The sequence below is a fragment of the Pseudomonas sp. E6002 genome (assembly GCF_013385565.1).
GTDB lineage: Bacteria > Pseudomonadota > Gammaproteobacteria > Pseudomonadales > Pseudomonadaceae > Aquipseudomonas.
This window is the reverse complement of the sequence record NZ_JACAPT010000002.1, coordinates 119,028-143,587: the sequence shown is the minus strand read 5'-3', so window position 1 is coordinate 143,587 and position 24,560 is coordinate 119,028. Positions and strand designations below refer to the sequence as shown.

The following is a 24,560-nucleotide window of genomic DNA, read 5'->3' as shown; positions in this document are numbered from 1 at the left end:
GAACAAAAGGCTCATGCGTGTACTGATTATTGAAGACGAAGAAAAAACCGCCGACTACCTGCACCGCGGCCTGACGGAGCAAGGCTATACCGTCGACGTCGCCCGTGAAGGCGTCGAAGGGTTGCACCTGGCCCTGGAGAACGATTACGCGGTCATCGTGCTCGACGTGATGCTGCCCGGCCTGGATGGCTTTGGCGTATTGCGCGCGCTGCGGGCGCGCAAGCAGACGCCGGTGATCATGCTCACCGCCCGCGAGCGCGTGGAAGACCGTATTCGCGGCCTGCGCGAAGGCGCGGATGATTACCTCGGCAAGCCGTTCTCGTTCCTCGAACTGGTGGCGCGCCTGCAAGCGCTGACCCGTCGCAGCGGCGGGCATGAGCCGGTGCAGGTGACCATCGCCGACCTGTGGATCGACCTGATCAGCCGCAAGGCCAGTCGCAACGGCGTTCGCCTGGACCTGACCGCCAAGGAGTTCTCGCTGCTCAGCGTATTGGCCCGGCGCCAGGGTGAAATCCTGTCCAAGACCTCGATTGCGGAAATGGTCTGGGACATCAATTTCGACAGCGACGCCAACGTGGTGGAAGTGGCGATCAAACGCCTGCGGGCCAAGCTCGACGGGCCGTTCGAACAGAAACTGCTGCACACCATCCGTGGCATGGGTTACGTGCTGGAGAACCGCAGTGTCGGCTAACTCCATCGCCCTGCGCCTGAGCGGCATGTTCACCCTGGTGGCGCTGCTGATCTTCCTGTTGATCGGCGGCGCGCTGTACCAGCAGGTGGACAAAGGCCTGGGCCTGCTGCCCGGGGCCGAGCTGGATGCGCGCTACAGCGTGCTGGAGTCTTCGGTCAATCGCTTCGGTACGCCGGACCATTGGGCGAAGATCACCGCCAAGCTCAAGTTGTTGGGAGAGGAAGACAAGCGCATTCGCTTCTGGGTGGTGAGCAGCGACCCGACCTACGAATACGGCAACCCGGACGCGCAGATTCGCGCCTTTGCCGCCGGCCCGACCGGCAAGCGCGACTTGCGCCTGCCGGGCCATGCCTACCCGTTCAAAGTATTGGTCAGCCAGTTTCCAGCCAAGGAGCAGCGCCCGCCGCTGCGTTTCCTGATCGCGGTCGACACCGAGAACTTCCGCGCCACCCAGCATCAACTGCTGGTGGCGCTGATCGGCCTGGCGTTTGTCGGCGTGCTGCTGGCCTCGCTGCTGGGGTTCTGGGTGGCGCGCATCGGTCTCAAGCCGCTGATCAAGCTGTCGGACGAGGCGCAGAAACTTGCACCGCCGAAACTCTCCGGGCGCCTGCAATTGTCGCCATTGCCGCCGGAGCTGAAGCAGTTCGTCAACTCCTTCAACTCGACCCTCGACCGGGTGGAACAGGCCTATTCGCGCCTGGAGTCATTCAACGCCGATGTGGCCCATGAGCTGCGCTCGCCGCTGACCAACCTGATCGGCCAGACCCAGGTGGCACTGACCCGTGGGCGTTCGGCCGAGCATTATTTCGAGGTGCTGCAATCGAACCTCGAAGAGCTGGAACGGCTGCGCTCGATCATCAATGACATGCTGTTCCTGGCCAGTGCAGACCAGGGCAGCAAGGCCACCAAGCTGATCACCAGTTCGCTGGCGGATGAAGTGGCGACCACCCTGGATTACCTGGACTTTATCCTCGAGGACGCCCAGGTGCAGGTGCGTGTGACCGGCGATGCCCAGGTGCAGATCGAGAAGGCGCACTTGCGCCGGGCGTTGATCAACCTGTTGAGCAATGCGGTGCAGCATACGGCGCCTGGCCAGGTGATCGAGGTGAAGATCGAAGTGCTGGAGGACCACGTGGCGATCGGGGTGACCAACCCGGGCGATGAGATTGCCAGCGAGCATCTGCCCCGGTTGTTCGAGCGGTTCTATCGGGTGGACGCGTCCCGCAGCAATAGTGGGGCGAATCACGGGTTGGGACTGGCGATCGTCAAGGCGATCGCGTTGATGCACGGCGGAGATGTGTTTGTGCGCAGCGAGGGCGGCGGCAACACCTTTGGCATTACGCTGCCGGTGTAGCGGCCGCCCCCCCTCAGTTACTCAGTCGTACCCCGCCCAAACTGCCACTTAGCTCATAGGCCGCCAGTTCCGCCTGATGCGCGGCCATGATTTCCGGCAGGGAACTGCGCAGGTATTCCACCCACGTCTTGATCTTCGCATCCAGGTATTGGCGCGACGGGTAGATGGCGTACAGGTTGAGCTCCTGGGAGCGGTAGTTGGGCATCACCCGCACCAGGGTGCCGTTGCGCAGCCCTTCAATCGCCGCATACACCGGCAACAGGCCAACGCCCATGCCGCTGGTGATCGCGGTCTTCATCGCATCCGCCGAGTTCACCAGGAACGGTGAGCTGTTGATCGCCACACTTTCCTGGCCTTCCGGGCCATTGAACGACCATTTATCCAGCTGAATCACCGGGCTGACCAGGCGCAGGCACGCGTGGTTGAGCAGGTCACTCGGCCGTTGCGCGCAGCCGTTGGCCTTGACGTAGGCCGGCGAGGCACAGGCGATGCTGTAAGTTATCCCCAGGCGCTGCGAGACAAACCCCGAATCCGGCAACTCGCTGGCGAGCACGATGGACACGTCGTAACCCTCATCCAGCAGGTCCGGCACGCGGTTGGCCATGGTCAGGTCAAAGGTCACGTCCGGGTGGGTGCGGCGGTAGCGGGCAATCGCATCGATCACGAAGTGCTGGCCGATGCCGGTCATGGTGTGCACTTTCAACTGCCCGGCCGGGCGGGCGTGGGCGTCGCTGGCTTCGGCTTCCGCTTCCTCGACATACGCCAGGATCTGCTCGCAACGCAGCAAATAGCGCTTGCCGGCCTCGGTCAAGGCGATGCGGCGGGTGGTGCGGTTGAGCAAACGGGTTTGCAGATGGGCCTCAAGGTTGGAGACCGCGCGCGAGACGTTGGCAGTGGTGGTATCCAGCTGCACGGCGGCGGCGGTGAAGCTGCCGGCTTCGGCCACACAACTGAAGGCGCGCATGTTTTGCAAGGTGTCCATTAAGGTGCTCTCAGGGGAGATGGCAAATTGTGACACGAAGTTGCAGGATCCAGTGATCCCTACGAACGGATTATCGCCTGAACGGTAACAAAGATTCACAAGAATCCCACCTTATCGCCATCCGGCCCGCCCCTTAGAATTGCGCCACCTTCCCCGCAACACCCTCTCAGGAATTCGCAGCAGTGCCGCGTCGCATCAGCAGAGAGCTGAAGACTCTCAGTGTTTGGGCCTTATCGTTAGCAATCAGCGGCTGCATCGGAACCGGAGGAATTGCCCCTCAAGGCCAGTCACTCGTCGCCAATTCATTGGCCACCGACGAGGCGATCAAAAGCGCCGCTCAGGACGCCCACTGGCCCACCGCGCAATGGTGGCAAGCCTACGGCGACCCGCAACTCAACCACTGGATCGACCTCGCCGTGCAAGGCAGCCCGAGCATGGCCATGGCCGCTGCACGTGTGCGTGAAGCCCGGGCCATGGCCGGGATCGCCGAGTCGGCCGAGTCGTTGCAGATCAATGGTGATGCCACGCTCAAGCGCCATAACTGGCCCAGCGACCAATTCTACGGCCCGGGCGCGCTGGACAATTCCACCACCTGGGACAACAACGCGTCCCTGGGGCTGAGTTATGCCCTCGACCTCTGGGGCCGCGAAAGCAACGCCACCGAGCGCGCCGTGGACATGGCCCACATGAGCGCCGCCGAAGCGCGCCAGGCGCAGCTCGAATTGCAGAACAACGTGGTGCGCGCCTATATCCAGCTGTCGTTGCACTTCGCCCAGCGCGATATCGTGGCCGCCACCCTGGCCCAGCAACAACAGATTCTCGACCTTGCGCAAAAGCGTTTGAATGGTGGGATCGGCACCCACTTCGAAGTCAGCCAGGCTGAGACGCCGCTGCCGGAAACCCATCGGCAGCTGGACGCCCTGGATGAACAGATCGCCCTGAGTCGCAACCAGTTGGCCGCGCTGGCGGGCAAAGGGCCGGGGGCGGGCGCGCAGTTGCAGCGGCCCACCTTGTCCCTGGCCGCGCCGCTGAAACTGCCGTCGAGCTTGCCCGCCGAACTGCTCGGCCAGCGCCCGGACGTGGTCGCCAGCCGCTGGCAAGTGGCGGCCCAGGCCCGTGGCATTGATGTGGCCCACGCCGGTTTCTACCCCAACGTCGACCTGGTGGGCAGCCTCGGCTACGTCGCCACCGGCGGCGGAATGCTGAGTTTCCTGACCGGCAAGAAACTCAACTACACCGCCGGCCCTGCCATCAGCCTGCCGATCTTCGACGGTGGCCGCCTGCGCTCGCAGTTGGGGGAGGCCAGCGCCGGCTACGACATCGCCGTCGCGCACTACAACCAGACCCTGGTCAACGCGCTCAAGGGCATCAGCGACCAGTTGATCCGCCGCGAGTCGATGGACAAGCAGCAAGCCTTCGCCGCCGAATCCGTGGCTTCGGCGCAGAAGACCTATGACATCGCGATGATCGCCTACCAGCGCGGCCTCACCGACTACCTCAACGTGCTGAATGCCCAGAGCCTGTTGTTCCGCCAGCAGCAGGTGCAGCAGCAGGTCCAGGCTGCACGCCTGAGTGCCCACGCCGAACTGGTGACCGCGTTGGGCGGTGGCCTCGGTGCCGGCAGCGATGTGCCTCAGGACAGCCAGACCTTACCGAGCAAGACCCCGGCGGCCCTCGCCGTGTTTGATCACTGAGTAGGATGCGATGACTCCCTTGCCTGCACCGCTGCGCTGGTTGCACTCGCTTGAGTGGCGCCGTGGTTTCTTCGATTGGGCACGCAGTGATGGCGTGACCTGGGTCTATATCTTCAAGGTGCTGATCGCGGCCTTCCTGACGTTGTGGCTGGCCATGCGCCTGGAATTGCCGCAACCGCGTACCGCGATGATCACGGTGTTTATCGTGATGCAGCCGCAAAGCGGCCAGGTGTTCGCCAAGAGTTTCTACCGCTTCCTGGGCACCCTGGCGGGCTCGGCGGTGATGGTGTTCCTGATCGCGTTGTTTGCGCAGAACACTGAACTGTTCCTCGGTTCGCTGGCGATCTGGGTCGGCATCTGCACTGCTGGCGCGACCCGCAATCGCAACTTTCGCGCCTACGGTTTTGTGCTGGCCGGCTACACCGCGGCGATGGTTGGCTTGCCGGCCCTGGCCCATCCCGACGGCGCGTTTATGGCGGCGGTGTGGCGAGTCCTGGAAATCTCGTTGGGGATTGTCTGCTCCACGCTGGTCAGCGCCGCGATCCTGCCGCAAACCTCCAGCGCTGCGATGCGCAACGCCCTGTACCAGCGCTTCGGTGTGTTCGCGCTGTTCGTCACCGACGGCCTGCGCGGTCGCAGCGAGCGCGAAGGCTTTGAACGCAGCAACGTGCGCTTTATCGCCGAAGCCGTGGGCCTGGAAGGGCTGCGCAGCATCACCGTGTTCGAAGACCCGCACATGCGTCGGCGCAATGGCCGGCTGACGCGCTTGAACAGCGAGTTCATGGGCATCACCACGCGCTTCAACGCCTTGCACCAATTGCTCGAGCGCCTGCGCAGCCAGGAGGCCGATCACGTGGTGGCTGCGATCAAGCCGGGCCTGCAAGACCTGGCGGAACTGCTCGACGGTTTTTCCGGCCGTGCGCTCACCAGCCCCGATGCGGCGCGCCTGGCCAATCAGTTGAACGCCTACAAGGAAGGCCTGCCCGCCAAGGTGCGCAGCCTGCGCACCCGCTTCCAGGAAAGCGCCCCCAGCGATGCCGAACTGTTGGACTTTCACACCGCCTATGAGCTGCTGTACCGCTTCGTCGACGACTTGCACAACTACGCCCAGACCCACGCCTCCCTGGCGGATCACAGCCACGAGCGCGAACACTGGGACGAACCCTACACCCCCAAAACCAACTGGCTGGCCTGCGCCGCCTCGGGGATTCGCGCCTCGTTTATCCTGATCGTGCTCGGCAGTTACTGGGTGGCCACGGCCTGGCCCAGTGGCGCCACCATGACCCTGATCGCCGCGGCGACGGTGGGTTTGTCGGCCGCCACCCCCAACCCCAAGCGCATGGCCTTTCAAATGGCTTGCGGCACCTTGATCGGGGCGCTGGTGGGCTTTGTCGAAATGTTCTTCGTGTTCCCCTGGATCGACGGTTTCCCGTTGCTGTGCGTGATGCTCGCGCCGGTGATCATCTTCGGTTCGTTCCTGGCTTCGCGCCCGCAGTACGCGGGAGTCGGCGTCGGGTTGCTGATCTTCTTCAGCACTGGCTCGGTGCCGGACAACCTCACGATCTACAACCCCTATACCTTCATCAACGACTACATCGCCATGGTCATCGGCATGCTGGTGTGTGCGGCGGCGGGCGCGATCATCCTGCCGCCCAACAGCCGCTGGTTGTGGCGTCGGCTGGAGCAGGACTTGCGCGAGCAAGTGGTGTTCGCCATCAGCGGCAAACTCAAGGGCCTGGCGTCGGGTTTCGAAAGCCGCACCCGCGACCTGCTGCACCAGGCCTACGGCTTTGCCGCCGGGCAACCCCAGGTGCAACGCAACCTGCTGCGCTGGATGTTCGTGGTGCTGGAAGTCGGCCACGCGATCATCGAGTTGCGCAAGGAACAGGCGATCCTGCCGGTGCACCCGGCGTATGCCGAATCCCAGCCGTGGCGCCAGGCGATCCGGGTGATGGGCCGCTCGTTGGTGCGGCTGTTCCTGCAACCCAGCGCCAGCAACCTGGAGCGCAGCCTGATCGCCGTGGACCACGCCATCAGCCGCGTGCAGGTCACCGACGAACCCTTCGCCCCGCACTTCGACACCTCGGCCCTGCGCCGGGTAAAAAGCTACCTGCACTTTATCCGCACCTCATTGCTGGACCCGCAATCACCCCTGGCTGCCCTCAAGCCCGAAGGACCCGCCCATGCCTCGTGAAATCGCCTTCCACGGCGTCTACATGCCCACCATGACCCTGATGTTTCTGATCGCGGCGGGCCTGGCCTGGGCCCTTGACCGGTTCCTGGCCGGCTTTGACCTGTACCGTTTTTTCTGGCACCCGGCGCTGCTGCGCTTGAGCCTGTTCGCTTGCTTGTTCGGCGCCCTGGCGCTGACCGTCTACCGTTGAGAATGCCCCGATGAAAAAGTTTTTCAGCCTGCTCGCGACCTTGCTGGTACTGGCCCTGGCGATCTGGATTGGCCGCACGTTGTGGGTGCACTACATGGAAACTCCCTGGACCCGCGATGGCCGGGTGCGCGCCGACATCATCAACGTCGCCGCCGACGTCACCGGCGAAGTGGTCAACGTTCCGGTGCGTGACAACCAGTTGGTGAAAAAGGGTGACCTGCTGATGCAGATCGACCCTGAGCATTACCAGATTGCGGTCAAGCAGGCGCAATCCCTGGTGGCGTCCCGCAAGGCCACCTGGGAGATGCGCAAGGTCAACGCCCACCGCCGCGCCGATCTCGACGCCCTGGTGATCTCCAAGGAAAATCGCGACGACGCCAGCAATATCGCCGACTCGGCCCTGGCGGATTACCAGCATGCGCTGGCGCAACTGGAAGCGGCCGAACTCAACCTCAAGCGCACCCAGGTGGTGGCGGCGGTCGACGGCTACGTCACCAACCTCAACGTGCACCGTGGCGACTATGCACGCATCGGCGAGGCGAAGATGGCGGTGGTGGATATGAACTCGTTCTGGGTGTACGGCTTCTTCGAAGAAACCAAGCTGCCCCACGTCAAAGTCGGGGACAAGGCCGACATGCAGTTGATGAGCGGCGAAACCCTCAAGGGGCACGTGGAAAGCATTTCGCGCGGCATCTACGACCGGGACAACCCGGAGAGCCGCGAGTTGATCGCCGATGTGAACCCGACGTTCAACTGGGTGCGCCTGGCCCAGCGGGTGCCGGTGCGGATTCATATCGATGAAGTGCCGGAAGGTGTGCTGTTGGCGGCGGGGATCACCTGCACCGTGATCGTCAACCAAACACAGAACTGAATGTGGGAGCGGGCTTGCTCGCGAAGGCAGTGTGTCAGTCAACGAAAATATCGACTGATCCACCGCATTCGCGAGCAAGCCCGCTCCCACATTTTTACCGTGTCAGGCCTGTAGAAACGTCTCGTGCAAATGGCGCCACAGCAGGGCGCCACTGGCCTGTTTTTCAAACACCACGGTCGATCGCCGATCGGTTTGGGCACCGCTGCCATCCACCTGCTGCTCGCGATAACTCACCGTCGCGCCACGGGCATGTCGGTCAATCCCGGCAAACTCGCTGAGGCTGATCCTGAACCCGGGCCGCTTGCCGCCAGCCTGGCTGAACAGCTGGTTGAGCAGTGCAAAATCCAGTTGTTTGCCCGCCGGGGTGATCATGGAAAAGTCCGGCGAAAAACGCCTCAGCAAAACCTCCAGTGTTCCCTCGGGGGCTGTGCCGGCAAACCATTGTTCGATCTCGACGTGGGCCTGGATCACTTCATCAAAAAAATCGCGGTAGTCAATCATCGTATGGGCTCGCTGGCAGGGTGAAGCAGTGTCCGTACCTTGGACGCATCCAGGCACAGTACGGCAAATAACGGAAACAGGGTCAACGCTGCGGCAATCGCGAAGGTGACGGTGAACGAGTCCAGCGCAGCCAGCACCCCACTGAGCACGGCGGCGCCGAGGCAAAAACTCAATTGCCGATTGATGTTCCACAAGGCGCTGGCATGCCCCATGCGCTCGGCCGGAATGTCGAGAAAGGCCAGGGTTTGCGCGGTGCTGCTGCACAGGCTGCCGCCCAGGCCCATCAGGAGGTAGGCGAGCACCACGACAACCGGGTGCGGCTCGATCAGCAACAGGATGCCGAGGGCTTGCAGCAGCATGCCCGCCAGCAGCAGCGGCCTCGGCCCGCAGCGATTGAACAGTTTTTTGCTCAAGGCAATCGCCAGCCCCGAGGCCAGCGCCCACGGCAGCATCAGCGCGCCGATGAGGCTGGCGGTAAAGCCGAGGCCGTGCAGATAAAGAATCGCCACCAGGCTGGTGCCGATAAACACGCCCGGGATGAACAGGTAGACCTGCATCGCGACCCGCAGCATTGGCCGGCGAATCTGCGCGAGCACCGCGCCGAGATCAAGAGTTGGGCGGGTGGCAGCGGGTGTGTCCGCCTCCAGCCAGCTCAACGTCAACATCAAGGTAATCAACGCCAGCGGCAGGTTGGCGAAAAAGATCCAGCGCCACGACACGCTGTCCACCACCAGGCCGCCCAATGCTGGCGACAACGCCGGAATCAGCAGCGCCACCAGCATGACCCTGGCTGTCAGTTGGCTGCGTTCTGCCGGCGGAAAATGCCGATAGGCCAAGGCTTGCCCCACCGGAATCAACAAGCCGCCACCCAAGCCCTGCAACAGGCGCCAGCCGATCAGCGCTTCAATCGAGGCGGCCTGGCCCACCAGCACCGAGGCTACGCCGAACAGCAACAGGCTGACGGCAATCAACCGGCGCTCACCCAGCAGCGCCGCCAGCCAAACGCTCAGGGGAATCACCACGGTCAGGCCGAGCATGTAGGCGTTGCCGATCCATGCCAGTTGCGTGACCGAGGCGTGCAACTCGCGGGCGATGTCCGGGTAAGCGATGGTGGCGACAAACATGTTCACCAGGTCGAGGGCGAAGCCCAGTAGAAAGATCCAGGTGACTTTCGAGCGGTAGGTCATTGCGCAGTTCCTGCTGTGGATGGCGGCAGGGTAGGCGGGTGCGGGCACTTGGGAAACAGCGGTTTGACTGTTAGTTTGTCAAAAATATTTTGACAAAGGAGCGCGTGACCAATGGTCAGTCTGGATCGATTCGACACCTTCAAGGCCGTGGTCGAGGCCGGTTCGTTGACGGCAGCCGCTGATGTCCTCGGGCAGACGCGAGCAGTGGTGAGCTTCAACCTCAAGCGCCTGGAAGCCGAGCTGGGCGTGACCCTGCTGACCCGCAATACTCGGCAACTGGCACTGACCGATGCGGGCGAACGCTTTTACCTGCGCTGCACGCGCATGCTGGAAGAAGCGCGCCTGGCGGTGGAAGAGGCCCGTTCGGAGCACAGCCAGCTCAAGGGCACATTGCGGATCACCACCACCGTCGAATACGGATTGGCGGTGGTGGTGCCGGCAGTGGAAACCTTTCGCGGCCTGCACCCGGAATTGAACATCCAGTTATCCACCTCCTCCAGCCACGCTGACCTGATCTCCGAGCGCTTCGATGTGGCTATTCGATTGGGGCGGATGCTCGACTCCAATCATCGGGCGGTGCAGCTGTCGAGCTACGAAATCCTCGCCGTGGCTGCACCGGGGTTTGCCGGGGTCGCCACGCTGGAAGAACTGGAGCAACTGCCCAAGCTGGGGCACGGGCGGCTGACGGAGTTGACGGTGCTCGACCCGGCCGGCCATGAGCACCTGTACCGTCCAGGCCCCGGCAAGGCTTCACTGGTTGCCGACAGTGCCGCCATTCTCCAGGCGTTTGCCGTGCGCGGGCATGGCGTGGCGATCCTGCCCCAGTGGCTGGTGCAGGAAGACCTGGATGCGGGGCGTTTGGTGCGGTTGCTGCCGGGGTATCGATTTGCGCCGCAGGGGGTGTACGCGTTGTACCCGGATACCCGGCATTTGCCCCTGAAAGTGCGGGCCTTCATTGATTTCATGAAAGGCTGATCAGCCGAGAAACCGTGTGGCGAGGGAGCTTGCTCCCGCTGGGGGGCGAAGCACCCCTGAAAAGGTCAGCGCATTCTTTCAGGAAACTTGGATGGGTGGTTTTGGGGCTGCTGCGCAGCCCAGCGGGAGCAAGCTCCCTCGCCACGGGGAGGCGGGGGCTCTTAGAGCTGGCCGCTCAGGCCAAAGCGTTTTTTCAAGACAGTCTCCAGCAAGCCCTTGGGCAACAGCGCCGCCATCCACGGCAATGCCCGGCAGCCATTACCCGAGCGCAACAGGCGCGGCGGCGTGCCCTGTTGCACGGCCTTGAGCACGTCTGCCGCAAACTGGCTGGCGGGCGTAGGCCGATCCTGGGAGGCCTTGGCCCGGGCGCGGATGCTTTCGCGCAGTGGCCACCAGGGCGACTTTTCATTGATCAACAGTTCGGCCTGGGTGCCGGCGTTTTTTGCAAAACTTGTATCGATGGCGCCTGGCTGCACTTCCATCACCCGCACGTCAAACGGTGCGAGCTCCATGCGCAACGCATCACTCAAGGCATGCACTGCGGCTTTCGAGGCGCAATACGCACCGGCGAACGGTGTGACCAACACGCCGGACACGCTGCCGATATTCACCACCAACCCTTTACGGCGACGCAGGGCCGGGAACAGCGCCTGAGTCACGCCGACCACTGAGAATACGTTGGTCTCGAATTGCTGCTGCATCGCCTGGGTGCCGCCGTCGAGCAACGGACCCATGGCGCCATAGCCGGCGTTGTTGATCAGCACATCCAGCTCGCCGACCTGCCCGGCCAACTGCGCCAGTGCAGCGCTGTCGTTGACGTCCAGTTGCACCGCGTTAAAGCCGGCGCTGGCAAGTGCCGCCACATCCTCGCTGCGCCGGGCGCTGGCCCACACGTCAAAGCCGGCTTGCTTGAAGGCGTCCGCCAGGGCACGGCCAATGCCACTGGAGCACCCGGTGATCAGTACGTTGGGCATGGATCAGTCCTTTGTCGTTATCAGTCAGAGAAGCTGCCTTGCAAATGCTCGGCACGAAATTCCAGGGTTTGCGGGCGGTAGCCGGGGCGCAGCGGCGGCACTGGCAGGCAGTCTTCCCAGGTGGCGCCGGCCTGCAGTTCGCCGGGGCCGCGATAGCGCGGGGCAGCGTACACGTTGTCTGCCAGGTTGACCGTATCGCCCGGCGCATACGCGGCGATGCGCCAACGCAGTTCGGTCAGCGGTACGTTGTTGCCGTTGTTCAAGGTGAGCTTGAGCGGGCGGTCTGCGGGGCATTCTTTCGGCGCGTAGGCGGTACGCAGTTCCAGGCGTGCCAATTGCTGGGCCTCGCGGTTGTCCAGCCACACCACCCATACCGCCACCAGGCCCAGGCCGACGGCGGCCGCGAGGGAAACCGGCAACGCCCTGGCGGGGTAGCGCAGCAAGAGGATCAGCCAGGTGATAATCAGCAAGACACCAAAGAACATGGCAACAACCTCGAAAACGGAACGGGCATCCTAACCAAGCGTAGGTGGAGTTGACCATCTTCGGGTTCCCCGGCCCCAAAGAAAAAGCCCCCGGCCCACCGGCTGCGGATAGGGGACGCAGTCGGTGGGGCGGGGGCTTGTTGTGCTGCTCTGTTTACTGCGCGATGGTTTTCACCGAAACGCCACGCTCGATTGGCGTGGATCGACCGTAGATATCTTCAAAGCGTTCGATATCGTCTTCACCCAGGTAGCTGCCGGACTGCACCTCGATAATCTCCAATGGAATCTTGCCCGGGTTACGCAAACGGTGCACGGAGGCAATCGGGATGTAGGTGGACTGGTTTTCGGTGAGCAGGAACACGTTCTCGTCACAGGTGACTTCGGCGGTGCCGCTGACCACGATCCAGTGTTCGGCGCGGTGGTGGTGCATCTGCAACGACAGGCACGCGCCCGGTTTCACCGAGATGTGCTTGACCTGGAAGCGCCCGCCCATATCCACCGAGTCGTACGAGCCCCATGGACGGTACACCTCGCAGTGGTTCTGGGTTTCGCTGCGGCCCTGCTCGTTGAGGGTGTTGACCATCTGCTTGACGCCCTGGACCTTGTCCTTGTGGGCAATCATCATCGCGTCCTTGGTTTCTACCACCACGATGTTTTCCAGGCCGATCACCGACACCAGCTTGCCGTTGCCGTGGATCATGCAGTTCTTGCTGTCCTGGATCACCACGTCGCCCTTGCTGACGTTGCCGTTGGCGTCTTTTTCATTCACGTCCCACAACGATGCCCAGCAACCCACGTCGCTCCAGCCGGCAGTCAACGGCACCACGCAGGCCAGTTGGGTTTTTTCCATCACGGCGTAGTCGATGGAGTTGTCCGGGCAGCAGGCGAAGGTGGATTCGTCGATGTCGATGGTGTCGGCGGTTTGGTTGCTGCGTTCCAGGGTCAGCAGGCAGGTGTCGTAGATGTCCGGGTCGTGTTTTTTCAGCTCTTCGAGGAAGCGGCTGGCACGGAACAGGAACATGCCGCTGTTCCAGAAATAACCACCGCTCTTGACGAATTCGGCGGCGCGTTTTTCATCGGGTTTTTCCACGAACTGTTGCACGCGGCTGACGCCTTCGGGCAGCAGCGAATCGTTGGTCGACTTGATATAGCCGTAGCCGGTCTCCGGACGGGTGGCCGGCACACCGAACAGCACCATTTCGCCACGCTCAGCCGCCACAGTGGCCAGGGCCAGGGCGCGTTGCAGGGCTTTCTGGTCATCCAGCACGTGGTCGGCGGGCAGCACCAGCATCAGTTCGTCGCGGCCTTCGTTGACCAGCATCATCGCCGTCAGGGCCACGGCCGGCGCGGTATTGCGGCCGAACGGCTCCATCAGGATGCGCTGGGTTTCCAGTTTGCGGGCAGCCAGTTGCTCGTTGACGATAAAGCGGTGGTCCTTGTTGCACACCACGATGGGCGCGTCCATGCCGTCGAACACCAGGCGCTCCAGGGTTTGCTGGAACAAGGTGTGCTCGCCGGTCAGGGCCAAGAACTGCTTGGGAAACTGTTTACGCGAAAGCGGCCAAAGGCGTGAGCCGCTACCACCGGAAAGGATTACTGGGATCATGGTGTTTCTCCTTGAATCAAATTTGGTTAGAGCCTGTGGGAGCCGGGCTTGCCCGCGATGGCATCACCTCGGTGTACCTGATACACCGAGTTGTCCGCATCGCAGGCAAGCCAGCTCCCACAGGGGGCAGCGTCAATCTGAAAATCTAATCAGCGGGTCGACACAGGGCGTTTCACCCACACTGGCGACAGGTTGGCGCCGGTGCCGGTGACGTACAGCACTGCGGCCTCACCGCGTTCCAGAGCTACCGGCTTCACGTCGCCGACTTTTTTATCGCCTTCATACAGCGCCAGGCTGACCTTCACCGGGTTGATCTCGCGCTCGCCACGGCCCTTGGCGGCCACGGCCTGGACCACGTCGGTCTTGCCATCGGCGGTTTTCAGGGTCAGCGACTTGTCACTGAGGTTCTGCACGCGCACCAGGGATTTCTGCTTGTTCTTGAACGGCGGTTCTTCGATCAGTTGCGGTTGGCCGCTGCCGCTGCTGACCAGGGTGTAGTAGTGGTCGGCGGCGAGCTTGACCGGCAGGGTCTGGCTGCCGACCTTGGCGCTGTAGTCACCGCCCGGCATGAAGCTGAAGTCACTGCTGGCCAGCGGTGCAACCTCGTTGAGGTTGGTGCTGCCGACGGTGGCGCTGACTTCCTGGTTGCTGGCGTTGTACACCCGCACAAAGCTCGAGCCTTTTGGCGCGACGGGACCGTAGAGGGCGGCGTCGCCACCGGCGAAGGCGGACATCGAAACAACGCTCATGCCGGCGACGAGGGCAAAAGTTTTTGCGAGGTTAGTAGTGAAAGTCATGTGAGTTACCTCTCTTTCAGTTTTGCGCCCGGTCGGGCGTCTCGGAGTTCATGTTTTTAACGGTGGGGGTGTTGATAGCCATGTTCTGTTGGCGCATACCGGCTTGTTTGAGCTGCGCAACCCACTGCGGGTCGGCATCGCCGATTTCGTTGTTCACAGGCAGATAACGCTCGGGAAACTCCCAGATCAGCACCTGTGGCGGGCTGTTCTTGAAGTCGTCGCTTTTCAGGTAGCTGAGCATCGGCAGGATCGGGCCGTGGCCGTCTTCGGAGTAGTTGATGACGTCGCTGCCCAGGGCTTGCTTCAGCGCGCCGACAAAGTTCCAGTTCGGGTTGGCGCTGTAACTGGTGCCCACCAGGGCCACCGGGGTTTCACTGTCGGTGAACAGCGCATCGTCGCCTTTGGTTTCAGCCAGGTGCGTCACGCGTTTTTGCAGTGGCTCCTTGGGCGGCATCAGGTTTTCGAACAGCGGGTCCAGCGGCAGGAACAGGCGCAGGTCGCCCTTGTGTGGCTCGGTCTTCTCGGCTTCGGTGACAAAGCGTTGAGGCTCGCCGCTCAGGGGCGTTTTGTTGGCAATTGTCTTGGCCAATTCTTTGGCCGCCACTTCAGCGCCGTCCGGGGTCCAGTGGGTGTCGGTGCGCAGGAACACTTGCTGTCCGTGCAGCTTGGCCTGTTGCAGCGGGCCCATCAGGTCAGGGGCGACGATCTTGTCGGCGGCCATGCGGGCATGGAAGTCCTGGTACAGACCGGCGCGGATGCTCGCCGGCTGCACTTCACCCAGGTGTTCCGGGTACAGCCGCACCTTGGCCGGCACGATCGCCATCACCAGTTGGATACCCTGGGCCTTGAGTTTCTGGCGCACGCCTTCCACCAAGGCGTAGTTGCCTTGCAGGTTCTGGTCTTCGTTGACGATCGGGTTGAATTCCTCGTCGCTGTACAACCAGTGGTCGCGGCCAATCACCACGCCAGGGCGGCCTTCGTTGAACAGCTTGTAGTCCAGCGCTGCCCAGAGGTTGGTGCCCAGGCGCTTGATCGGGAACTGGTCGTCGTAGTGGGTCTCGACGGCCTTGGTCCAGCGGCCGTTGAGCACGGTGGCGTCGGCGTTGGTGCTGAAGCCCAGGAAACTGCGCATCGACCAGGCGCCCAACGCCAGCAGCACGGCGAGGAACAAGGCGATGTAGAGGACGCGTAATGAACGGGTCATGGTCGGCTCCCTCAGAACTGGAAGTAAAGGAACGGCGAGAAGCTCTGCGCCGAAAGTTTGAGAATCGACGCCACGAACAGCAGCAGTACTGCGGCGCGCATGGCGTAGCGTGGCCAGGTGGCGCTCCAGTAGGCCGGTTGCACGGTGGCCTCGGTGCCCACGGTGTAGCCGGGCTCATGGATGCTGCCCGGGTTGTCGCCCGGTACGGCCTTGATCAAGCCCGGTTGCGCAGTCGCCGGGCCGTCGGCCTGGGTGTTCACCGCAGGCTTGGTTTTTTCCGGTGGGCGGTTGCTGTAGAAGTCCCGCAGGCCGAAGAACGCCAGGGTTGCGTACGCCACCACCAGGGTTGCCACTTGCAGGCCGGTGAGGCTGGCGCGGTTGAGTTCCGACAGCGACCACTCGCCGAAGCTGAACATCGCGCCGTACATACGGCCGGCGACGTGCAGGTTTTCCGAGCGGAAGATCACCCAGCCCATCACCACCAGCAGGAAGGTGAAGGCCCAGCGCACAACGTTGAAACTGCGCGGTGCGGTGTTGAGGCCGATGGCTTTTTCAATCGCCAGCCACATGCCGTGCCAGGCGCCCCACACGATGTAGGTGATGTTCGCACCGTGCCACAGGCCACCGAGGAGCATGGTCAGGAACAGGTTGCGGTAGGTGGTCAGCGTGCCTTTACGGTTGCCGCCCAGGGTGATGTACAGGTAGTCACGCAGCCAGGTGGACAGGCTGATGTGCCAGCGCCGCCAGAACTCGGTGATCGACTGGCTGATGTACGGCTGCTTGAAGTTTTCCATGAAGCGAAAACCCATCATCAAGCCCAGGCCGATGGCCATGTCGCTGTAGCCGGAGAAGTCGAAGTACAGCTGCGCGGTGTACGCCAGTGCGCCGAGCCAGGCATCGCCGGTGGTGGGGTTTTGCAGGGCGAAGCAATGATCGGCGACCACCGCCAGGGTGTCGGCGATAAACACCTTCTTGATGAAACCCTGCATGAACCGCGTGCAGCCCTCGGAGAATTTATCGAGGGTGTGGGTGCGGTTGTTGAACTGGTCGGCCAGGTCGCGAAAGCGCAACACCGGGCCGGCAATCAGGTGCGGGAAGATCGCCACGAACGCCGCAAAGTCGATCAGGTTGCGGGTGGCCGGGGTGTCGCCGCGGTACACGTCGATGATGTAGCTGATGGACTCGAAGATGTAGAACGAGATCCCGATCGGCAACAGCACGTGGGTCAGGATGAAAGGCTCAAGGCCGGCCGACTTCATCATCAGGTTGATGCTGTCGACACCGAAGTTGGCGTACTTGAAGTAGCCGAGGATGCACAGATCGACCGCCACGCCCAGCAGCAGCCAGCGCTGGGCCGGCCTGGTGCGCACGCCTGCCGCACCGACCTTGAGGCCGATCCAGTAGTTCCACAGCGTCACGGCGGCGAACAGCGCCAGGAAGTCCACTCGCCACCAGGCGTAGAACACATAACTGGCAACCAGCAGCAGCAGATTGCGATAGCGTTGCCCGCTCAGGTAGTACAAGCCGAGGAAGATCGGCAAGAACAGGAACAGGAACACATTGGACGAGAAAACCATCCCGATCTCTCCATGTTTAACCAACAGTCAAGGGCCAACGGCCCCCCCAAACCCCCCACCGAAAACGGAGAGGGGCGGTATTACATTCCCACTGACGAAACCGGCTCAAAATGTGGGAGCTGGCTTGCTCGCGAATGCGGTGTGTCATTCAACACAGAGGGCGACTGATACACCGCCTTCGCGAGCAAGCCCGCTCTCACATTTGAAGTGCGTTTCGTCAGCTGCCTTTGTTGCCTTTCTCATGCGCCGGGTCGTAGACCTTGGTCAGGTCACCCCCCAGGCGGAACGTCTTGAACGGCTGCATGCCGTGCTTGCGCTCGATCACATCCGGGGCGCAGGTGTAGAGGGTGCAGAAGGGCTCAAGCCAGGCAAATTTCATGTCTTCCTTGAGGTCCTTCATGTCCTGTTCCTTGCCGTTCTTCTGCTCGAAGATCTCCGGGTCTTTCACCCCGGCCAGCACCTTGTCACCCAGGCGTTTCAACGCGCCGTTGTTTTCCTGGCGCAGGTCCACACCGTTCACCAGGGCAAAACTGGCGATCATCGCCAGCGGCGGCAGGGCGTAGTTGTGGTACGACAGGGCTCGTTGCTGACGCTTCAATTCGTTGGGCAGGAAGCCTTGGGCATCCACCTGGTTGGCGCCGACCTTGTATTCCTTCACGGCCCAGTCAAACAGGTCGCGGCGGTTCACGGCGACGGAGGTCGCCATCACCGACCAGGCAGCCCAGTAGGAGTGGTTGTTGGTTTTATCCAGCGGCAGGTTGTCCCAGTCGCTCACCACCTGGTCGGCCATTTTGCTGAACCAGGCTTCGATCAACTGCGACTCCTGCTGGTGGTTGGCCAGCGGATGAGAGTCGGAGAACTTCAGGCGCACATAGGCCGACGCCATGCTGCCCAGTGCCCATTTGCGCATGGACTTGCCGGTGTGGTTGAAGTCCTTGGACATCAATGCATCGGCCTTGGCCCAGCTCGTGAGCCAGTTCAGCGTGCATTCCAACTGCTCCGGACGGCCGTCGCGCATGAATTGCATCACGCGCTTGCTGGTGTCTTTTTCCAGCTTGGTGATGTCGGCGGTGCTGTCGCGAAAGGCTTTTTCGGACTGCACATTCAGGGTGGAACGAGCCTTGTCCGAACCTTCGTACTTGCTGCGAAATTGCAGCGAGCCGGTGTACGGCGCCGGCATGGCGTCGCAGTCATTCTTGAAGTCGCCGGTCTTGAATGCTTCCACCGGGGCGAAATAACCCTGGGGCGGACGCAGTGGTGCGGCGGCGTTGACTTGGCCGGCAAACATCGCCAGGCCCAGCAACGATGGAATCAATAACTTCTGCATAGGTAACCTCATTGCCCGGCCGAAGCAGTCTGTTGACCACCGGCGGGGAATACGTTGCGTGTGCAAATTTTCGCTTCGACTTTCTGCGCGGCCTGGCCCGCTTCAGGGCCCTGCACTTCCACGGCCAGCAGGTTTTGCGTGGCCCAGTCTTCATCGGTGCGCAGTTCAAAGGCGAAACGCCCGTCTGTATCGGATGTTTCGGGTTTCTCGATCTTGATGTCCTCGTGGCGCCCGTTCATGTACCAGAGGGTGGCTTGCAGGGTTTTCACCGATGGGTCGGCGAAGCGGATGTCGACCTGGTGACTGCTGTTGCGCAGGTCTTTGTTCGAACTGTTCACCAGCAATTCGTTCTTGCCGGGTTTCAGCGTGGTACTGGCAGTCATCTGGGCGGTCTTGCCTTCACAGCCGTTGTCCAGCAGCGACATCATCTGGCGGTAGATGGTCTCCTGGTCCAGGCGATACAGCGGCGAGAATTCCCAGATCAGGATCTTCGGCGGGGTCTTCTGGAATTCTTCGCTGCCCAGGTACTGGATCATCGAGCCTTCCAGGCCACCACCGGGGAAGGCGACGTTAAGGATGTCGGCACCGATTTCCTGTTCCAGGAAGCCGGCGAAATTGTAGTTCTTGCCACTGTGGCTGGTACCCACGAGGGTGATCTGCGGGTTGCCGGAATCACCGAACAGGTCGCCGTCCGCCGCTTCGCCCTTGGGCTCGGTGGTGAACTGGTCCATGTACTGGATCGCGTAGCTGGTGCCGCACAGTTGCCCGGCCATGTTGTGCAGGGTGCCGGTCTTGCCCATGCGCCCGGACCGTTTGGTCTCGAATTCGCGCTGGGGGATGCCGGCAAATTCAGGCATCGCCCGCACTTTCGCGCCGACGATTTTGGCGGTGCGCTGGGCGCCGTATGGCGTCCAGTGTTGGTCGCCGCGGAAGTAGAAATCGTGGGCCGGCAATTCATCCGGCAGTTGCTCGTTGGTCAGCGGCGACAGGTCCGGCACGACGTAGCCCATCTTGGCGAAGCGCCCGAGCATGGTCTTGTAATTGCCCAGGGCCTTGTCGAAATCGAACTTGGCTTTCTCTTCAGGGTTGAGCTTGTTGCGGTTCACCAAGCCACGGGTCGGCTGGTAGACCACCACCAGTTCCACGCCCTTGCTCTTGAACGCATCGTGCAGCTGCTGCATGCGTTTGTAGCCGGCGGGGCTGGTGTCGAATTCGGTGCGCAGGTCTTCCTGGGTCCGGAACAGCCAATCGCCCTGAGCTTGCACCAGGGTGGTGAAGTTCTGCTGGTAGCGCGTGGTGTAGTTCTTCGCGTCGTGGGCGGCCGGGCACAGGCTGCAGCACGGTTCGGCGGTGAAGGTTGGCGCCTTGATTTCGTCGGCGCGCACGCCCTGGCTGGCCGCGAGCAGGCCGAGGGTCAAACCCGAAAGGCTGAGCAGTTTGATCATGTGTGGGTGCATAAAGGTCATCCTCAGTCCTGCATTTCGGTCTGGCGTTCGACAGGGTCGATCAGCACGGCTTTCTTCTGGCGTACCAGCAAGTCGAGGATCTCTTCCTGGCGATCGCCAAGAACGCCCGAGAAGCTGATGCCACTGGATTTGGTCGGCGCAAGCATCGATACGCGGTACAGCTCGACGCTCAACGGCGAGTCGATGGACAGCGGCCCGCTGCCGTTGGCGGCCAGTTCACCGCCGACCACGATCAGCGAGACCTTGGTGTCGAACGGGTCGAGGGCGATGTCGCGGTCGGTGTCGGTCAAATCCTTGATGTGGCCGTACACGCCGGTCAGCCCGTTGGCCATGGCAATGTTCTCGTACAGGCGAATGTTCACGCTGTTACGCACGCGGATGCCGTGGCGACGGTTGCTGATCACCTTGTTGCCCCACAGCAGGTTATCGCCGCTCTCATAGAGGGTGATGCCGTCGGTGTGGTTGCGGTAGATCTCGTTGTCGGCGATCAGGTTGTTGACGCTGTTACGGTCGATCACCAGGCCCGAGAGCTTGTTGTCGAAGCTGCGGTTGTTGAAGATGAAGCTGTCGTTCACTTCCCGGGAAATGATGATGCCGTGCTTCTTTTTCGTGCCGTAGACGGTGTTGTCGGTGATGATCAGGCCGTGTGAACGGTCGTGGGGGTCAATGCCGTAGACGATGTTGTCCTTGTAGGTATTGCCCTTGAGCACAAAGCCGGTGGTTTCGTAGCAGTAGAAGCCGTACCACATGTCCGAGAACTCGGAGTCGACGATCCAGCCCGTCGGTTCAGGACGCTTGAGCACCTTGGCCATGTTCGGCGTGTACTGGGAAATACTCACGCCATACGACTTACTGTTGGCGTAGCCGAAACTGGCCATCTTGCTGTTGGCTATGTAGGTCTCGGTGCCGCCCCAGGCCAGCAGGAACGGGCGGAATTCCTTGGGCGACTGGAAGGTCGCCGGGCCGTTGGTCTTCTCGCGCCAGCCGGTGATTCTGGTGTCACGTACGAACAACTGGCCGTCGTTGATCAGGAACGAACCGGCTTCCTGGGACAGGCGCAGCTCTTGAGTCTGCTTGTCGATTTCGAGGATGCCTTTACGGCCCACCACGATCGGCAACTTGGCCAGGAACACCCCCGGCGAGGTTTCGCTGAAGTACTGCTTGGGCACTTTCTTCAGCAGGTCCTTGAGGTTCATGTAGCCGTCGTCGACAAAGATCGCCTGGGGAATGCCGTGCTGGCGCACTACCCATTCGGCCATCTTGTTGTCGCCGCCGATGAAGTCCTTCAGGGCGTCTTCCTGCATCATCCGGCGGATGCTGATTTTGCCTGGCTTGGTACGCACGATCTTTTTCGCGATATTGGCCGCGGTGTAGCCGGACACGTCCGGCAGCGCAGGCTTGGCCATCTCCAGCGGCTCGGTCGGCGGGCTGGAGATGGTGTAGGTCTTGGCCTGTTGCAGCTCTTTGGCGATGGTCGGCGCTTTGTCGGCGAAGGCCGAGGCGCTGGCCAGCAGCATGGCCGCGACGAGCAGGCTTTGAGACTTCATTGCGCAGGCTCCCATCAGAACTTCCAGATCACGTCGACAAAGGCGCGATGCATGTACGAGTCGACCTGGCTGCCATAGGCGTCGCCCGGCTTGAACACGCCTGCACGGAAGCGCACCAGGGCCGACGGCTCGTCGATCGACTGGCTGAGCCCGGCCGGCAGCAGGCCTTTCTTGAAGTACTTGGTGACCACCAGGTCCATCTCCTGGCCGAGATCTTTCTTGCCGTCTTCAAGCGGCAGGGACGTGCTGGACAGGATCGCGCCGGTCACGTCATCGGTGTTGTTCTGCACGGCATCGATGCCGTTGCTGCCCACCGGCTTGTTGCCGTCGACGCGCCAGAACTTGTGGTACACCAGGCTTGCGTCATAGTCCTCGCGCAGCTGCCAGGACCCGAACAGGCTCATGGACTGCATGTTGTTCATCTCGCCGCGAAACGCTTCGCCGAAGCGATGGACGCGGGACTGGGTACCGGTCCAGTTCGAACGGTTGCTTTGCAGGCCGTTCTGCTCGTATTCGGCACTGGCGCGGGAGTAGGCGGCGCCCACTTGCCACTGCGGGTCGAGACGCAGGCGCACACCCAGGTCGGTGGCCCAGCCATTCACGTCATCGCTGCGCTTGGCGTTGGTGGGGCGGGTGCCGTCGGCGTTCAAGGCGTTGACCGTGTCGCGGTCGCCCTGCATGCCGGTGACGCTCGCCCAGTAGTTGACGGTGTTGGTGTTGCGCCAGTTGTAGGCGTCGCTGTTGGCTTCGATGCCGAGCCAGGTCAGGTCGCCGTTCTCGCGCTTGTCCAGCGAGTCGGTGGCCACGCCCGGTTCCGGGTAGTCGAGCTTGCCGTCATCATGGGTGTGGTGCGCGCGCAGGCCGATCCACTGGCCTGGCGTCCACTGGTAGGCGGCGTCGGCGTACAGGTGCTGACGGTCCTTGTCCTTGGGCGACAGTTCCTTGAGGTCGGTGCGGTATTCGCTGAAGCGCTCGGCGACGCCGACATTGGCCTTGAGCAAGGTGGTGTCGAAGGTCCAGTTCAGCGCTTCGATATTGGTGTCGCGCCATTGGCCGTCGTCATTGCGCAGGCGTTGGCGACCAAGCTTGAGGATCTCGCCGGGGTAGGGCGTGAAGCCGCCATAGGCGACCCAGAACTCGCGCATCGCCAGGTAGTTCTTCTTGCTCTTGCGGTCGTCATTGCTGGTCTGTTGAGTGGCGTCATCCGAGGACTGTTGCAGGGTGTCGGTCTCGATGATGTCGCTGGAGGTCACGGCCTGGCCCATGGCGTAGGCGCTCCAGTTGCCGCTTTCACCGTAGATCCACGGGCGCAGGTCAAGGCCGATGCCGTTGACGTCGCCGCCTTTCTGGGTGCCCAGGTCGCGGTCATCTTCGGACTGGCCGGTGACTTTGACTTCCAGGCCGAAGTTCTTGGCTTCGGTCAGCGCCGCCAGGGTCGGGCACGACCACAGCAGGGCGAAGGTCAGGCCGATACCGGCCTTGACGAATGGGTTGAGCTTCATAGGGATTCCTCGCCGTCTTCTTCTTGCAGGGCGTGCAATTGCAGCGTGCTTTGGGCCAGGGTGCCGCGCACGGCCAGCTCCTGTTGCACCAGGCGTTGGCCTTCGGCGCGTTGTTCCGGGGTCAGCGGCGCTTCGAGCTGGGTCGCCAGGTCGTTGGCTTCCGGCGTGTCCTGGGCCTTGGCCAACTGGCTGAAGACATAGGCGTTAAGCGGGTCGGGCTTGGTGCCCTTGCCTTGGGAAAACAGCTGGGCAATCGCGAAGTCGGCGCTGTTCTGGCCGTTGCGCGCAGCGGTCAACAGATGGTCCAGGGCCTTTTGCGAATAGACCTTGCCCAGGTAGCCACGGCGGTAGATCTGGCCGAGGTAGTAGTCGGCGGCGACTTCGCGGCCGACGGCTTTCTGGAAGTGTTCTTCGGCGGCCTTGGCGTCAGCCGGGACCCACTTGCCTTCGTAGTAGAGCTTGCCCAGCAACAGTTCGGCGCGGGGCTGGTCGGCGGCGCGGCCGTTGTCGAGGTACTTCATCATCTGGTCGACGTCGCCCAGTTCCGGGAAGTCGTAGAGCAGTTGCGCCAGGCTGACCCAGGAGGCCGGGTAGCCGGGGGCGATTTTTTCCAGCAGGGCCTGGGCGGTTTTTTCGTCGGTCTTGCCCAGGCTTGCATCACCCAGTACACGAGCCACGCTGTCGACCCGTTGGGCGGTGACGGTGCCGCGGCTGTAGCCGGCTTCCATCTGCTTGAGCAGTTCGGCCTGTTTTTCCGGCTCGGCTTTTTTCTGGTAGACCGTGGCCAGCTCGACGTAGCAGATATCGGTGGTGTTCAGCGCCGCCTTGCAGATGCTTTCCACTTCATCCAGGTGCTGGTCGTAGGTGTCCTGGGTGCGATACAGCAGCACCTGGGCGAGACCGGCTTCCGGGTAACCCGAGGCGCGCCATTTGCTGATCTGCTGCTGGGCGTTGATGTTCGGGAAACTGTGCGGGTATTGCAGGTAGAGCATTGCCAGCGGGATCAGGGTGTTGCCTTCGCCATTGGCAAAGGCTTTTTTCAGCAGGCCTTCGGCTTCATGGTGTTCGGCTTCGGTCGCGCCGGGCTTGGCCACCAGCAGGCGGCCCAGGCGTGCCTGGGCACGGGGCGAGGTATCGGCAGCCGCGCGGTACGTCGCTTCGGCCTGCTTGATTTGCTCGGGGTCGCGGGTGCCGACCTGGATATCCGCCAGGCCTACTTGGGCCTCGCTGTAGCCCAAATCCGCGAGCTGCTGGTAGTTCTGCTGGGCAGTGACGGTGTCGCCACGTTTCAGCGCTTCATTGGCCAGGCGTTGGTCGGGCAGGCCGGCGCAACCGGCGAGGCTGACCGCAACAGCCAGCAACGCCGCAGTTCCCATGTGGGAGCGGGCTTGCTCGCGAAGGGGCCCTGTCAGTTGATGCATGTGTTGGCTGACACA

The 24,560-nt window shown here is 62.4% G+C and carries 21 protein-coding genes; 7 read left to right on the top strand and 14 right to left on the bottom strand.

Annotation, left to right across the window (positions count from 1 at the left end; genetic code table 11):
• Nucleotides 1-13: 13 nt before the first annotated feature.
• Entirely contained in the window at nt 14-691 is a 678-nt protein-coding gene (locus tag HX815_RS02705) for a heavy metal response regulator transcription factor (RefSeq protein ID WP_003216255.1), read from the top strand.
• Entirely contained in the window at nt 681-2,045 is a 1,365-nt protein-coding gene (locus HX815_RS02700; RefSeq protein ID WP_003216256.1) for a heavy metal sensor histidine kinase, read from the top strand. Before HX815_RS02705 ends, HX815_RS02700 begins: the two co-directional genes overlap by 11 nt.
• A gap of 13 nt (nt 2,046-2,058) precedes the next feature.
• Here the strand turns inward: HX815_RS02700 and HX815_RS02695 are convergent, their stop codons facing one another.
• On the bottom strand, nt 2,059-3,027 hold the full coding sequence (locus HX815_RS02695; RefSeq protein WP_003216257.1) for a LysR family transcriptional regulator: 969 nt from the start codon (nt 3,025-3,027) through the stop codon (nt 2,059-2,061).
• Between the two features lie 182 nt (nt 3,028-3,209).
• On the opposite strand from HX815_RS02695, the gene HX815_RS02690 reads away from it, so the two are divergent.
• The 4 genes from HX815_RS02690 to HX815_RS02675 are packed head-to-tail and all read left to right on the top strand — an operon-like array spanning nt 3,210 to nt 7,976.
• The gene (locus tag HX815_RS02690) at nt 3,210-4,721 is read left to right on the top strand and encodes an efflux transporter outer membrane subunit (RefSeq protein WP_032899258.1); all 1,512 of its coding nucleotides are present in this window, start codon (nt 3,210-3,212) and stop codon (nt 4,719-4,721) included.
• A gap of 10 nt (nt 4,722-4,731) precedes the next feature.
• Complete coding sequence (locus HX815_RS02685) at nt 4,732-6,915, top strand: FUSC family protein (RefSeq protein ID WP_177027782.1); 2,184 nt, start codon at nt 4,732-4,734, stop codon at nt 6,913-6,915.
• Nucleotides 6,905-7,105 (top strand): DUF1656 domain-containing protein, encoded by a 201-nt coding sequence (locus tag HX815_RS02680; RefSeq protein ID WP_003216262.1) that lies wholly within the window; start codon nt 6,905-6,907, stop codon nt 7,103-7,105. Before HX815_RS02685 ends, HX815_RS02680 begins: the two co-directional genes overlap by 11 nt.
• Nucleotides 7,106-7,115: 10 nt before the next feature.
• Nucleotides 7,116-7,976: an HlyD family secretion protein gene (locus tag HX815_RS02675; RefSeq protein ID WP_177027781.1), complete on the top strand. Its 861-nt coding sequence runs from the start codon at nt 7,116-7,118 to the stop codon at nt 7,974-7,976.
• A gap of 102 nt (nt 7,977-8,078) precedes the next feature.
• Here HX815_RS02675 and HX815_RS02670 read toward each other — a convergent pair whose 3' ends face one another.
• A complete protein-coding gene (locus HX815_RS02670) occupies nt 8,079-8,477 on the bottom strand; it encodes a hypothetical protein (RefSeq protein ID WP_008434185.1) in 399 nt (132 codons plus the stop codon).
• Nucleotides 8,474-9,664: an MFS transporter gene (locus HX815_RS02665; protein WP_177027780.1), complete on the bottom strand. Its 1,191-nt coding sequence runs from the start codon at nt 9,662-9,664 to the stop codon at nt 8,474-8,476. Before HX815_RS02665 ends, HX815_RS02670 begins: the two co-directional genes overlap by 4 nt.
• A 111-nt stretch (nt 9,665-9,775) precedes the next feature.
• Between HX815_RS02665 and HX815_RS02660 the strand changes: the two genes are divergently transcribed.
• Nucleotides 9,776-10,639 (top strand): LysR family transcriptional regulator, encoded by an 864-nt coding sequence (locus HX815_RS02660; RefSeq protein WP_177027779.1) that lies wholly within the window; start codon nt 9,776-9,778, stop codon nt 10,637-10,639.
• A 161-nt stretch (nt 10,640-10,800) separates the two neighbouring features.
• Here the strand turns inward: HX815_RS02660 and HX815_RS02655 are convergent, their stop codons facing one another.
• The 11 genes from HX815_RS02655 to algK all read right to left on the bottom strand — a co-directional run bounded on the left by HX815_RS02655 (nt 10,801) and on the right by algK (nt 24,545).
• A complete protein-coding gene (locus HX815_RS02655) occupies nt 10,801-11,613 on the bottom strand; it encodes an SDR family oxidoreductase (RefSeq protein ID WP_177027778.1) in 813 nt (270 codons plus the stop codon).
• A gap of 20 nt (nt 11,614-11,633) precedes the next feature.
• Complete coding sequence (locus HX815_RS02650; RefSeq protein ID WP_177027777.1) at nt 11,634-12,098, bottom strand: multidrug transporter; 465 nt, start codon at nt 12,096-12,098, stop codon at nt 11,634-11,636.
• 154 nt (nt 12,099-12,252) lie between these two features.
• Entirely contained in the window at nt 12,253-13,704 is a 1,452-nt protein-coding gene (locus HX815_RS02645) for a mannose-1-phosphate guanylyltransferase/mannose-6-phosphate isomerase (protein WP_003216275.1), read from the bottom strand.
• A gap of 149 nt (nt 13,705-13,853) precedes the next feature.
• Complete coding sequence (locus HX815_RS02640; protein WP_008434181.1) at nt 13,854-14,501, bottom strand: alginate O-acetyltransferase AlgF; 648 nt, start codon at nt 14,499-14,501, stop codon at nt 13,854-13,856.
• Nucleotides 14,502-14,517: 16 nt separating this feature from the next.
• Complete coding sequence (locus tag HX815_RS02635; protein ID WP_102369877.1) at nt 14,518-15,705, bottom strand: alginate O-acetyltransferase; 1,188 nt, start codon at nt 15,703-15,705, stop codon at nt 14,518-14,520.
• A gap of 11 nt (nt 15,706-15,716) precedes the next feature.
• Nucleotides 15,717-17,282, bottom strand: coding sequence for an MBOAT family protein (locus tag HX815_RS02630; protein ID WP_087692834.1), 1,566 nt, complete (start codon nt 17,280-17,282; stop codon nt 15,717-15,719).
• 217 nt (nt 17,283-17,499) lie between these two features.
• A complete protein-coding gene (locus HX815_RS02625; protein ID WP_177027776.1) occupies nt 17,500-18,609 on the bottom strand; it encodes a mannuronate-specific alginate lyase in 1,110 nt (369 codons plus the stop codon).
• An 8-nt stretch (nt 18,610-18,617) separates the two neighbouring features.
• Complete coding sequence (locus HX815_RS02620; RefSeq protein ID WP_177027826.1) at nt 18,618-20,066, bottom strand: alginate O-acetyltransferase; 1,449 nt, start codon at nt 20,064-20,066, stop codon at nt 18,618-18,620.
• Nucleotides 20,067-20,077: 11 nt separating this feature from the next.
• Nucleotides 20,078-21,637 (bottom strand): mannuronan 5-epimerase AlgG, encoded by a 1,560-nt coding sequence (gene algG, locus HX815_RS02615; protein ID WP_043225844.1) that lies wholly within the window; start codon nt 21,635-21,637, stop codon nt 20,078-20,080.
• A complete protein-coding gene (locus tag HX815_RS02610; protein ID WP_177027775.1) occupies nt 21,637-23,124 on the bottom strand; it encodes an alginate export family protein in 1,488 nt (495 codons plus the stop codon). The genes algG and HX815_RS02610 overlap by 1 nt, the downstream gene beginning before the upstream one ends.
• Nucleotides 23,121-24,545, bottom strand: a complete 1,425-nt coding sequence (algK, locus tag HX815_RS02605) for an alginate biosynthesis TPR repeat lipoprotein AlgK (protein ID WP_371135978.1) — start codon at nt 24,543-24,545, stop codon at nt 23,121-23,123. Before algK ends, HX815_RS02610 begins: the two co-directional genes overlap by 4 nt.
• Between the last annotated feature and the right edge of the window lie 15 nt (nt 24,546-24,560).

What these genes read in the sequence shown, in the direction of transcription:
- HX815_RS02705 (WP_003216255.1), top strand. Translation starts at nt 14, where the DNA reads ATGCGTGTACTGATTATTGAAGACGAAGAAAAAACCGCCGACTACCTG.
- HX815_RS02695 (WP_003216257.1), bottom strand. Translation starts at nt 3,027, where the DNA reads ATGGACACCTTGCAAAACATGCGCGCCTTCAGTTGTGTGGCCGAAGCC.
- HX815_RS02685 (WP_177027782.1), top strand. Translation starts at nt 4,732, where the DNA reads ATGACTCCCTTGCCTGCACCGCTGCGCTGGTTGCACTCGCTTGAGTGG.
- HX815_RS02680 (WP_003216262.1), top strand. Translation starts at nt 6,905, where the DNA reads ATGCCTCGTGAAATCGCCTTCCACGGCGTCTACATGCCCACCATGACC.
- HX815_RS02675 (WP_177027781.1), top strand. Translation starts at nt 7,116, where the DNA reads ATGAAAAAGTTTTTCAGCCTGCTCGCGACCTTGCTGGTACTGGCCCTG.
- HX815_RS02670 (WP_008434185.1), bottom strand. Translation starts at nt 8,477, where the DNA reads ATGATTGACTACCGCGATTTTTTTGATGAAGTGATCCAGGCCCACGTC.
- HX815_RS02665 (WP_177027780.1), bottom strand. Translation starts at nt 9,664, where the DNA reads ATGACCTACCGCTCGAAAGTCACCTGGATCTTTCTACTGGGCTTCGCC.
- HX815_RS02660 (WP_177027779.1), top strand. Translation starts at nt 9,776, where the DNA reads ATGGTCAGTCTGGATCGATTCGACACCTTCAAGGCCGTGGTCGAGGCC.
- HX815_RS02655 (WP_177027778.1), bottom strand. Translation starts at nt 11,613, where the DNA reads ATGCCCAACGTACTGATCACCGGGTGCTCCAGTGGCATTGGCCGTGCC.
- HX815_RS02650 (WP_177027777.1), bottom strand. Translation starts at nt 12,098, where the DNA reads ATGTTCTTTGGTGTCTTGCTGATTATCACCTGGCTGATCCTCTTGCTG.
- HX815_RS02645 (WP_003216275.1), bottom strand. Translation starts at nt 13,704, where the DNA reads ATGATCCCAGTAATCCTTTCCGGTGGTAGCGGCTCACGCCTTTGGCCG.
- HX815_RS02640 (WP_008434181.1), bottom strand. Translation starts at nt 14,501, where the DNA reads ATGACTTTCACTACTAACCTCGCAAAAACTTTTGCCCTCGTCGCCGGC.
- HX815_RS02635 (WP_102369877.1), bottom strand. Translation starts at nt 15,705, where the DNA reads ATGACCCGTTCATTACGCGTCCTCTACATCGCCTTGTTCCTCGCCGTG.
- HX815_RS02630 (WP_087692834.1), bottom strand. Translation starts at nt 17,282, where the DNA reads ATGGTTTTCTCGTCCAATGTGTTCCTGTTCCTGTTCTTGCCGATCTTC.
- HX815_RS02625 (WP_177027776.1), bottom strand. Translation starts at nt 18,609, where the DNA reads ATGCAGAAGTTATTGATTCCATCGTTGCTGGGCCTGGCGATGTTTGCC.
- HX815_RS02620 (WP_177027826.1), bottom strand. Translation starts at nt 20,066, where the DNA reads ATGCACCCACACATGATCAAACTGCTCAGCCTTTCGGGTTTGACCCTC.
- algG (WP_043225844.1), bottom strand. Translation starts at nt 21,637, where the DNA reads ATGGGAGCCTGCGCAATGAAGTCTCAAAGCCTGCTCGTCGCGGCCATG.
- HX815_RS02610 (WP_177027775.1), bottom strand. Translation starts at nt 23,124, where the DNA reads ATGAAGCTCAACCCATTCGTCAAGGCCGGTATCGGCCTGACCTTCGCC.
- algK (WP_371135978.1), bottom strand. Translation starts at nt 24,545, where the DNA reads ATGCATCAACTGACAGGGCCCCTTCGCGAGCAAGCCCGCTCCCACATG.